General features: G+C 40.7%; 13 protein-coding genes and 1 pseudogene. 1 reads left to right on the top strand and 13 read right to left on the bottom strand.

Translation table 11 applies throughout. The features are described from left to right. Together tssI and C5470_RS20595 are read right to left on the bottom strand one after the other, a co-directional pair. The coding region (tssI, locus tag C5470_RS20600; protein ID WP_166291607.1) for a type VI secretion system tip protein TssI/VgrG at positions 1-894 on the bottom strand (894 nt) is incomplete at its 3' end. An 18-nt stretch (positions 895-912) separates the two neighbouring features. After that, on the bottom strand, positions 913-2,646 hold the full coding sequence (locus tag C5470_RS20595) for a type VI secretion system baseplate subunit TssF (RefSeq protein ID WP_071992950.1): 1,734 nt from the start codon (positions 2,644-2,646) through the stop codon (positions 913-915). A 268-nt stretch (positions 2,647-2,914) separates the two neighbouring features. Between C5470_RS20595 and C5470_RS20590 the strand changes: the two genes are divergently transcribed. Next, the gene (locus C5470_RS20590; protein WP_036844142.1) at positions 2,915-3,178 is read left to right on the top strand and encodes a PAAR domain-containing protein; all 264 of its coding nucleotides are present in this window, start codon (positions 2,915-2,917) and stop codon (positions 3,176-3,178) included. Between the two features lie 403 nt (positions 3,179-3,581). Here the strand turns inward: C5470_RS20590 and C5470_RS23080 are convergent. The 11 genes and pseudogenes from C5470_RS23080 to C5470_RS20535 form a co-directional block, all read right to left on the bottom strand. Then, positions 3,582-3,791: pseudogene (locus tag C5470_RS23080) on the bottom strand (PAAR domain-containing protein); the annotation flags it as partial. 2 nt (positions 3,792-3,793) lie between these two features. Further along, the gene (locus tag C5470_RS20580) at positions 3,794-4,549 is read right to left on the bottom strand and encodes an immunity 52 family protein (protein ID WP_166291603.1); all 756 of its coding nucleotides are present in this window, start codon (positions 4,547-4,549) and stop codon (positions 3,794-3,796) included. Between the two features lie 31 nt (positions 4,550-4,580). Further along, positions 4,581-5,171, bottom strand: a complete 591-nt coding sequence (locus C5470_RS20575; protein ID WP_166291602.1) for a Tox-REase-5 domain-containing protein — start codon at positions 5,169-5,171, stop codon at positions 4,581-4,583. Positions 5,172-5,173: 2 nt separating this feature from the next. Continuing rightward, positions 5,174-5,902 carry an immunity 52 family protein gene (locus C5470_RS20570; protein WP_166291600.1) on the bottom strand — a complete coding sequence of 243 codons (729 nt, stop codon included), beginning with the start codon at positions 5,900-5,902 and terminating at the stop codon, positions 5,174-5,176. Between the two features lie 35 nt (positions 5,903-5,937). After that, positions 5,938-6,564: a restriction endonuclease fold toxin 5 domain-containing protein gene (locus tag C5470_RS20565; protein WP_166291598.1), complete on the bottom strand. Its 627-nt coding sequence runs from the start codon at positions 6,562-6,564 to the stop codon at positions 5,938-5,940. Positions 6,565-6,727: 163 nt separating this feature from the next. Further along, positions 6,728-6,991, bottom strand: a complete 264-nt coding sequence (locus C5470_RS20560; protein ID WP_166291597.1) for a PAAR domain-containing protein — start codon at positions 6,989-6,991, stop codon at positions 6,728-6,730. 2 nt (positions 6,992-6,993) lie between these two features. Continuing rightward, positions 6,994-7,716: an immunity 52 family protein gene (locus C5470_RS20555; RefSeq protein WP_166291595.1), complete on the bottom strand. Its 723-nt coding sequence runs from the start codon at positions 7,714-7,716 to the stop codon at positions 6,994-6,996. Between the two features lie 68 nt (positions 7,717-7,784). Further along, positions 7,785-8,348, bottom strand: coding sequence for a restriction endonuclease fold toxin 5 domain-containing protein (locus C5470_RS20550; protein WP_166291593.1), 564 nt, complete (start codon positions 8,346-8,348; stop codon positions 7,785-7,787). A 1-nt stretch (position 8,349) separates the two neighbouring features. Then, a complete protein-coding gene (locus C5470_RS20545; RefSeq protein WP_166291591.1) occupies positions 8,350-8,694 on the bottom strand; it encodes a hypothetical protein in 345 nt (114 codons plus the stop codon). A gap of 2 nt (positions 8,695-8,696) precedes the next feature. Further along, positions 8,697-9,188: a DUF4123 domain-containing protein gene (locus C5470_RS20540; RefSeq protein WP_036844129.1), complete on the bottom strand. Its 492-nt coding sequence runs from the start codon at positions 9,186-9,188 to the stop codon at positions 8,697-8,699. Next, positions 9,185-9,876: bacteriophage T4 gp5 trimerisation domain-containing protein (locus C5470_RS20535; protein ID WP_422631097.1), on the bottom strand; the 692-nt coding region annotated here is incomplete at its 5' end. The genes C5470_RS20535 and C5470_RS20540, both read right to left, overlap by 4 nt.

Raw genomic sequence — 9,876 nt, 5'->3', positions numbered from 1 at the left:
GTGGGTTAACGTGAAGATCCTGCCCGGCATTAATCGAATACAGTTACTGTCCGCTTGCCCGGATTTGCTGTCGGCACGTAAAGCTTCCAGCCGGTATTGGGTAAATGGAATGCCCTCTTTGTCTTTCTGAAAACGCCCGTAACTTTCGAAGATATGAAATGGCGTGCTGCTCTCTGCCTCAAAATCTGTTGCGTTATGCTGCAAGGCATAATTGGGGTTGTGATAATTCCGGTCTTTTTGGGAAATGGATTCAGGGCGCATGTGGGAGCCAAAAGACCATTTGGAGATAACATTTTCTGCTATTGCGCTGGTGACGTCCGGGTTGTAGATCAGCGTATCCGGTGCTCTCATGTTTAAATGGCTATCGCTCACATGGAGTCCATCATCGGCGAACCAGAAGAAAATCCCCTCTTCTGCCGCAAGGCGGGTAAAGAAATCATAGGATGATTCCCTTTTCATGGTGGTGTATTCCCGTACTGAATGAGGGTCATTAAAACGCATATTGGCCCTGAGTTTTTTCTGTTTCAGTAGGCTGTGTAAAATCTCGGGAACGCTGAGTTGGTGATAGATGCGGCTGTCCTGATCAAGGGTCAGCAGCCACATTTCGGGTCTGACTGTCAGGTGATACAGGGTTTGATGCCGGTTTGTGGTTCCAATAACCGCACTTTCAACCAATCCTTTCACTTCACGTTGCGGATTCTCGTCACGGGTGACGGTAAACTGTGCGGTCTGGAGCAGGAGGGTATCCGTATCAATATCGGAACGCGGTGCCGCTAATGTCAGAGACAGGGTAAATAACGATGAAAGCGCTTCATCTAACGTAAAATTGACGACCGTAAAAGTCATGGGTGCCAGGTTGCCGATAGTGCAGGAAAAGCGGAGTCCGGTTTTCATAATTTTTCCTCAATGATGTTACATAAGCTTCTGGTGCCCGGGCATATTGTAAAATTCCCAGTATTCACCGGTATCGTCATTGATGACGGTTAATGTGTGAAGGCTTGTTTCGACCAGGCAGAGGGAGAAGGCGGTATGTAATGTTTTGGCAAAGGCATACATTTCGCCTTCGTGCTCGTAATTCTCTGGTGTCATGCGCAGTGTGATTTTCTGGGCCCTCACAGGAATACCCTTCTCCATATGATAAAAAGGTTCAATGTAGATTTTACTGAGACCCTCGGCCATGCGCTGAATATGCCGGCTACGCGGGGCGTCCAGATGTGTGAAGGTATCCAGTTGTTTGACCAGCGATCTGACGGAATCAATATGGCCGAGAAAAAATGGCCCAATCGACAACAAGGATAGTATCGGCCAATGCTGATGACTATTGACTACGGCAGGAAAATCTTTTGACGCCGCCACGATATTTTTGGCCTGAATATGGCTGGGTATCTCCTCGCTGGATATACAGATTTGCCCGATGTCCAGTGTTCGTGCTTGTGTATCAAGTTTCTGATATTGGCAGTAAAAGTCGCGATAATGGTGCTCTGTTACGGGTTTTGCCTGATGATCATAAAACGTGAGATTAATTTGACTGCCCCCAAATGGCGATTCTTCCCGTATAGGGTTAAACAGCAATATGTTGTCACCGGGTTCGGCGAAATGGTGGGCTGTCAGCTGCGCACTGTCGATAAGGGGAACACGGTGGTCAGATCCATCAGCGATTTCTTCTGGTTCAGATTGGAGTTTAACGTTATCAATACTAAAGATTTCATCTGCTGCCAATACATAACACGATTTGCCCTTTTCAAATGCTATCGGTTTTGTTCTGGTCGAAGACAGGTTGATAACCGGTACGCAGTGCGGAATAAATGCGGGGGTAATGTCCTCAATGGGAATGTTGCAGTCGAATTCCAAGATAAGGGTGAATTGCTTATCTTCGCCCAAAGGGAGCTCAGAGATCTCCTCCGATAAATCAAATGACATAAAGTCATTAACATGTGGCAGATAGAGGTATTCGTATAACACCTGCAACGGCCAGAAATAGTCATGTGGTCTCGGCAGTACCAAATTTTCCTTCATCCGTGGAGCGCTCTCGATAGACAGCCACATCTTTTTCTCTGTAAGGGATGTTTTCAGATAAGTGTCGTCCAGCGACTGATCCAGGTATTTTGTCAGTAAAGACGCCAGTTTTTGATCTTCTCCGAGAAAAAGCATGACTGGCCCTGTCTTCCAGTGGGGAGTTTGCCCATGATATTGAAAGGTCAGCGATATCAGGCTTTTGTTTTCGCGGTGTGTCAGAGTTTTATGGATCAAGGTAACTGGCTCAATGCTGATATCTTGGGTGGTTCTGAATGCAATGGATTGGTTATGTTGTATGGCGGAAATTTGGCTGCCTTTGGCAACATGTGTGGCTTCCGTCATGCTGCCCGGTTGAATATCTAACTGGATAACGCTGGTTGAAGGGATAGGATGTAACGGTATCGGCCATACCTTGCGTAAAAGAGGGTTGATCACTTCAGGAAAACCATCATCAATTTTTTGCTGAAGACCGGCAGTCAGCAGCGCAAAACCTTCCAGTAACCGGAGAATATCCGGGTCACCGGATTCGGGGGTAAATGGGGCGAGGTGTGGATGCTCTTGTGCCGCGTTATGCATATCGTGCTTTATTTGCGAAAGTGCTGCCCTGTAGAAGTCTTCAAAATTTTTCATATTTACACTTGTCTCTTTTGCATCCAAATATTAATGTTAATTTATATTTCAGTCTAATAAACATCAAGGTTGATATTTTAAAGATGTGTAAATTTCGTTTTAAAACAGTGAATGACGTAAATTTTATAGGTGTTCAGGTAACATGATTATTTTAGTCATTTCAAAGAGTTTGGTTTCGGTTGGTTTGTTTTAATCAAGTTGTAACGCCATGATAGCCAGACGTTATAAGCTGAAATTAATATTTAACTAATAGTTAAGAGGGTAAAAGATGTTGCGTTCCATTATTTTGGTTGGAGATTCGACTTCGCATGGTGGCAAGGTGCTGGCCGGTGATGGCGGTTTTGAGGTGTTAGGGAAGAAAGCGGCCCGGGTTGGGGATGCGGTATCTTGTCCCAAATGTGGTGGTAGTCAAACCATCGTGGAAGGTACGCCGGGTATAGTTAGCTCTAATGGGCAAATGTACGCACTGGAGGGGATGAAAACCTCTTGTGGGGCGACATTGATCGCTTCGCAAAGTCTATTTCAGGCATAGGATGGCGGTAAGACTCTGCCTGAAATAGTGGGCTGATTTAAGCGCGGATGCTCAGTTCTTCATTTATCTGTCTTTTTATAAACTGCCGGGCTGACGTGGTGGAAAATGACTCAACGTCCGGCTATCGGCTGCACCACGACTTTCCTGATGCAACGCTCTGATACGGCTTCTTAATTTCAATCGACAACCGTCAGGCATAATAAGCACGCACTAGGCGAAACTTTCAGTAACTGACAAAGGACCGTACAGGCCAGTCATCACTCAGCTGTGTGATACGCGTGTAAATTTGTCGGGCATCTCGCTCATCAACACAGCCGTCTGTTTTAAAATGGCTTTCTCCATTTCCAGACGTTTGACCTGAGCTTCCTGCTCCTTTATGCGGCGTTGTTCTGTTGTCAACATGCATCCCCTCTAATGCGACAGGTTTTCCCTGATGCTTTAAGTCATCACTCCCTTCCACAATAGGGAAAACCCCTTTGCATTTAGGACAGCTGACTAAATCACCTTTAGTGGCAACAGGTACGCCTTGATACACGTAATTATTAATGGCGGTAATGACTTTACCACCATGATCGGTTAGGTCGTTTAATCGGATAACTGCTTTGCTTGCCATAGTTATATCTCTGTTATCAGCGGTAATATTTGTAGATCCCGCAAGCAGATTTCAATATCATTGGCTTTATTAATATGCTCCTGGTTTTCTATGTCAAAGATGTCTTTTGTTGTGATAATCAATGAGCCTTTTTTGTCATTTTTATCAGAAACAGGTATTATTTCTTCTGCCATTAGAACTAAAGTCGGATCTATTTCTATTGGTAAATAGAGCATCCAGCCAGCACTTAGGCGGTCTGGAAAAACTTGTTTTTGATTTAATCTATAGCCTCTAGTATATGTCATAATAAATGGAGAATATCTATGAGAAACCAAATTTTTAATAAAATCGATAAAGTTTTTAAGGTTGAATTTTTCTTTTTCAAGTGCAAGATTAATAGATATATTAGTTTTCCCCAATCTATTAGGATTAGAATAAATATCATCTTGACCAATATATGTAATATTATTTTCTAATTTTTCACTTTCAGAATTATCAATTATAGGATTATCAAACAGTGACGCTATAATAGATCTTCCGTCATCCTCATAAATTCCCCTGAATTCTTTTAAAGCATATTCAGTAATGCCATTTTCATTAAATACGCTATTTTCTCTAATTTCTTCTTCACTATACCCAGGTAAATGCCAACCACTTGAATTATTGCTGAGGTTATTAATGTGATTCATTAACTGATACGTATCGGCCAATGCTAATTCCGGTGTGATGGCTTCTCTAAGATCATAAAATAATTTTATTCTTGGGTGTATAATGAACATATTTCAATTCTCCTATAAATTATTCTGGTTATTAAGACATCATAGTATTAAAAGTTTTAATATTGAGATATGAAGCAAAAGCTTCTATAAAATATGAATAAGATACAGGTTGTAGAAAATGCCAGTGAGATTTTGGAATGTTATTTAATGCGATACATACTTCATTTTGTTTTCTGGCTTGCTTCAACATACTATCATGTCCAGACAGTTTTTTCTTACCTAACTTTATCTTACGATAAAAACCATTAGGTTCCCCATTTTTAAAAAATTGATCGTAATTCGCTTTAGCCTCAAGAAATAAGCATTGTGCAGGTTTCCAACCATCAAAATTTGTATCCATGCATAACCAAGTTTCAATTATGTTTAATTCAGGGTTGTATATCGCCCCGGCAATTTTTGTTTGGTAGGCAATGGTTATTTCTGAATATGATGTAGTCTTTTCCCAAACCATAGTAATTTTTCCAATAGCCGGACATTTTTCACATTTGCACTTAGGGCAGTTTACTAAATCACCTTTAGCGGCAACAGGTACGCCTTGATACACGCAATTATCAATGGCGGTAATGACTTTACCACCATGATCGGTTAGGTCGTTTAAACGGATCACGGCTCTGTCTGTCATATTTATAACTCTGTCATCAATGGTAATATTTGTAGATCCCGCAAGCAGATTTCAATATCATTGGCTTTATTGATATGCTCCTGGTTTTCAATATCAAAGATATCTTTTGTTGTGATAATCAATGAGCCTTTTTTGTCATTTTTATCAGAAATAGGTATTATTTCTTCTGCCATTGAAACTAAAGTTGGGTCTATTTCAATTGGCAAGTAGAGCATCCAACCAGCATAAACCCTATCTGGAAAAACTTGTTTTTGTTTTAGCGAATATCCTCTGACATCCATCATGATTATTGGAGAGTAATGGTTGCTAACTAAAGAAGTGACGAAATCAATACACTTAGAATGATTAAATTTTTCTTTTTCGAAACTAAGATCAATGCTTACATCCGTTTTTCCTAGCCTATTATCATAGTCACGGCTTGAATACATGATTCTATTTTTTAACTTTACATCACCTGGAACATCAAATAATGTTTTTATGATAGATTTAAAACCTTCATCATAACTTTCTTTGAATTGATTTATAGCATATTCAGTAATGCCACTTTCATCAAAAACATTATTTGCTTTTATTTCGTCTAGATCATATCCTGGTAGATGCCATCTACTTGAACTATTAGATACCTTATTTATTTGTTGCATGATGCAGTATGTGTCATCCAATGCTAATTCCGGTGTTATTTTTTCTTTTAAATCATAAAACATTTCTATTCTAGCGTGTATTATTTTCATCTTTTTAATCCTAATTTTAAAATAAATATCCACATTTAAGGTGTATTAAATGTTTTAATATTAATAAATTTAGCAAAAGCCTTGGTAAAATATCCGTAAGATACTGGTTGCAGAAAATGCCAATGTGATTTAGGAATATTTTTTAATGAAGCACATACATTATTTTGTCTTTCTGCTTGCCATATCATGCTTTCAAGCCCGGTCTTATCTGTCGGTTTTTTCTTAAATTCAGCATAAAACCATTTGGGTAACCCATCTTCAAAGAATTGATCATACAGAGCCTTAGCCTCAAGAAATAAGCATTGTGCAGGTTTCCAACCATCAAAATTTGTATCCATACATAACCAAGTTTCAATTATGTTTAATTCAGGGTTGTATATCGTCCCGGCAATTTTTGTTTGGTAGGCAATGGTTATTTCTGAATACGATGTGGTTTTTTCCCAAACCATCGTAACGTTCCCAATTGCCGGACATTTCTCACATGCGGTACGGGACGAAGCAATTGTTTGTGTATCCGCTTTTGCCTTGTCTTGTTCACCTTCTCTATCTTTGGTGCTTTCTATCACACCAACGGCGGCTAATCCCGCAGTACAAGCCGCCAGTGTCCATTCAGCAGCAGCTAAAAGAGCGGGAGCCGCTGGCGCAAGAAGTGGTAATGGCATATCAATTTCTCGTTTTCAATAAATTATTCATAACCTGCAAATAATCACGGTATTTTTCTCGGCTCTCCGTTTTACCGAATTAATGTATTAGCCCGGTAAAATAGAGAAGACAAGCGCAGCGCGTCAGTGTTGCCCTAAATAAGCCAAAATGATTGTCGTCTCATTAAGCGAGAAAATCTTTCTGACTGGCAATTAGTTTTGCGCCACATGCCGTATGCATATCTTCTAATGCGACAGGTTTTCCCTGATGCTTTAAGTCATTACTGCCTTCCACAATAGGGAAAACCCCTTTGCATTTAGGACAGCTGACTAAATCACCTTTAGCAGCAACAGGTACGCCTTGATACACGCAATTATCAATGGCGGTAATGACTTTACCACCATGATCGGTTAGGTCGTTTAATCGGATAACTGCTTTGCTTGCCATAGTTATATCTCTGTTATCAGCGGTAATATTTGTAAATCCCGCAAGCAGATTTCAATATCATTGGCTTTATTGATATGCTCCTGGTTTTCAATATCAAAGATATCTTTTGTTGTGGTAATCAATGAGCCTTTTTTGTCATTTTTATCAGAAACAGGTATTATTTCTTCTGCCATTGGAACTAAAGTTGGGTCTATTTCAATTGGTAAATAGAGCATCCAGCCTGCACTTAAACGATCTGGGAAAATGTGTTTTCTTTTTATTCTATATGCATTGTTTTCTACCATAATGTAAGGTGCACTATGAGTAGAAATCAGAAAATTAATAAAGTTGATTAATCGTGATAGCTGAAGTTCATTTTCTTCAATAGATATATGAAAATCTATTTGGGTTTGTCCTAACCGATCTCGACGATAATTCATATAACAAATTGAACATGAATGGTCATCATCTTCACCATCCCAAATCCCTTTAATAACTATAGGATTTTCTTCTGTATAATCTTCTTCAAACTCTTTTATTGCTTCTTTTGTTGCTCCTTGCTGATCAAAAGCGATATGTTGTAAAGATTCTTGACGAGTATCTCCTGGTAAATACCAAGTTTTATGGCGTCCAAAAAATATATCTACTTGTTGTGTAATTTTATATAAATCGGTAAGAACTATTGTTGGAGTTAATGGTTCTTTCCAATCTGTATATAATTTCATATTTAATGATAACGTAGTCATTTATTTTTACCCTTACTTAAATGTTAAATAGTATGAAATACTTTAATATTGGGATAAATAGAAAATTTTTATAAATAATAGGCATAGCTTATAGGTTGCATAAAATGCCAGTGAGAATTTGGGATTCCATTTAATGTAATGCATACTTCTTGCTGCTTTTCTACTTGAGTCGTCATGGATCTATCCCCGCTTTTACTTATTTTCCACCAATCCATAGGTATTCCATTTTTGAAAAACTGGTCATACTTAGCCTTAGCCTCAAGAAATAAGCATTGTGCAGGTTTCCAACCATCAAAATTTGTATCCATACATAACCAAGTTTCAATTATGTTTAATTCAGGGTTGTATATCGTCCCGGCAATTTTTGTTTGGTAGGTAATGGTTATTTCTGAATACGATGTGGTTTTTTCCCAAACCATCGTAACGTTCCCAATTGCCGGACATTTCTCACATTCGGTACGGGACGAAGCAATTGTTTGTGTATCCGCTTTTGCTTTGTCTTGTTCACCTTCTCTATCTTTGGTGCTTTCCATCACACCAACGGCGGCTAATCCCGCTGCACAAGCAGCCAGTGTCCATTCAGCAGCAGCTAAAAGAGCGGGAGCCGCTGGTGCAAGAAGTGGTAATGGCATATCAATTTCTCCTTTTCAATAAATTATCCATAACCCGCAAATAATCACGGTATTGTTGTTCCGGGTTATCGCCAGCGTCCAACATATTCTGGATTGCTGGCGAGCTGTGAAAATCACGGTTAAACGCAACGAAATATAAATAAGAGCGGATCAACGCTTCATCCTTAAACCCCATCTCAATCAAATCCAGATAAGCGGCCTTTAACCGCTTGTGCAGGCTGTGTTCACTTTCATTTTCGACTAATGCACCTTGCTCTGCCAGAATACGTTGTCGGGTATGGGTCACATAAGCCTCATCTTCCGCATCAATAAATTTAGCGACCTGCTCCTTGCTGAGTTTTATCATCGCTAGGCTCCTTTTACGAAATGATCATTGTTATCAAATAAATACACCCACTCATGAATACCGTCAGTGAATGCCGACAATTGCTCCGGGCCGAAAATATCCCGGATTTGATGCAAAATGCGGGGATCGTAAAAACGCAGCAATGCCGTTTCCCCCGTTTCCAGCTCAACATTCAGGTAGTTTTCAAGGTGACGGGTCAGTTTGTCCAAAGACAGCGTGGTGTGTAGCCAGGACACCGAAGGAGCAACCTTTTCCAGCGCAGATAACTTTTCTTCCCATGATTTCGCATAAGCCATATCAAACAACCATGGCCCCGCGAACGCAATTTTGGCATCCGGGTATTGCCGGAACAGGGGATTATTTGTGCCGACGATATATTTAATCTCCTCAGCAAAATGACGTTCATACTGTAGGCCATTGACTAAGGCATACCATTTCATTTCGGGATGTATTTCTCTGTATTCACTCCATTTTTTCTGTAATTCCGGAGTCATGACTGCCCCCTGATAACCATTGCCGTGCCATTCAGTTCTGCTTTCATCAGACAGGTCAGACAGATTTCTTCCAACGGTGCCGTCAGGGCTTTTTCTGCCTGTACGACACTCGCCTGTTTCAGTTTGTCCAGCCTATCCGGCAGTTTGCCACCCCAACCTGAACCGCTGCCGGGTGATCCACTGCCAAAGTTAATGCCCGCACTGCTGGTAATACCGCCCGCATCGATTTTAAGGAAGTGCCCGGCGGCCTGTAGGGTCAGTTCACTGCCAGCATTAATTACGATTTTAGCGCCGGAACTCAGGTGAATTTCATTACCGCTTTGAGTTAACAGAGCGTCATCTGCCTTGATATGGAGTTTCTGCCCCGTAGATAGGGAAATATCATTGCCCGCCTGTACGCGGTACTCATTATCAATGCGTAAATGGGCATCATGTTTGATATGGTGTGTCCGGTTGTGCCCGATATTACGGGTTTCATCATTCAGAACCTGCGTATTCATATCCCGCTGGGCATGAATAAACACTTCCTCGCTGCCGCTTTCATCCTCAAAACGTAATTCGTTAAAACCATTACCTTTATGGGTCTTGGTTCTGAACGTGGTGCGGGTCTTTTCCGCCGGTAAATTTAGCGGCGGACGGTTAAGGGCGTTATAGGTACATCCGGTGATAATGGGGCGGTCAATATCGC

This window comes from Photorhabdus stackebrandtii (assembly GCF_011189495.1).
Lineage (GTDB): Bacteria > Pseudomonadota > Gammaproteobacteria > Enterobacterales > Enterobacteriaceae > Photorhabdus > Photorhabdus khanii.
Note: the sequence above shows the minus strand (reverse complement) of the source record. Positions and strands in the feature narration are given on the sequence as shown.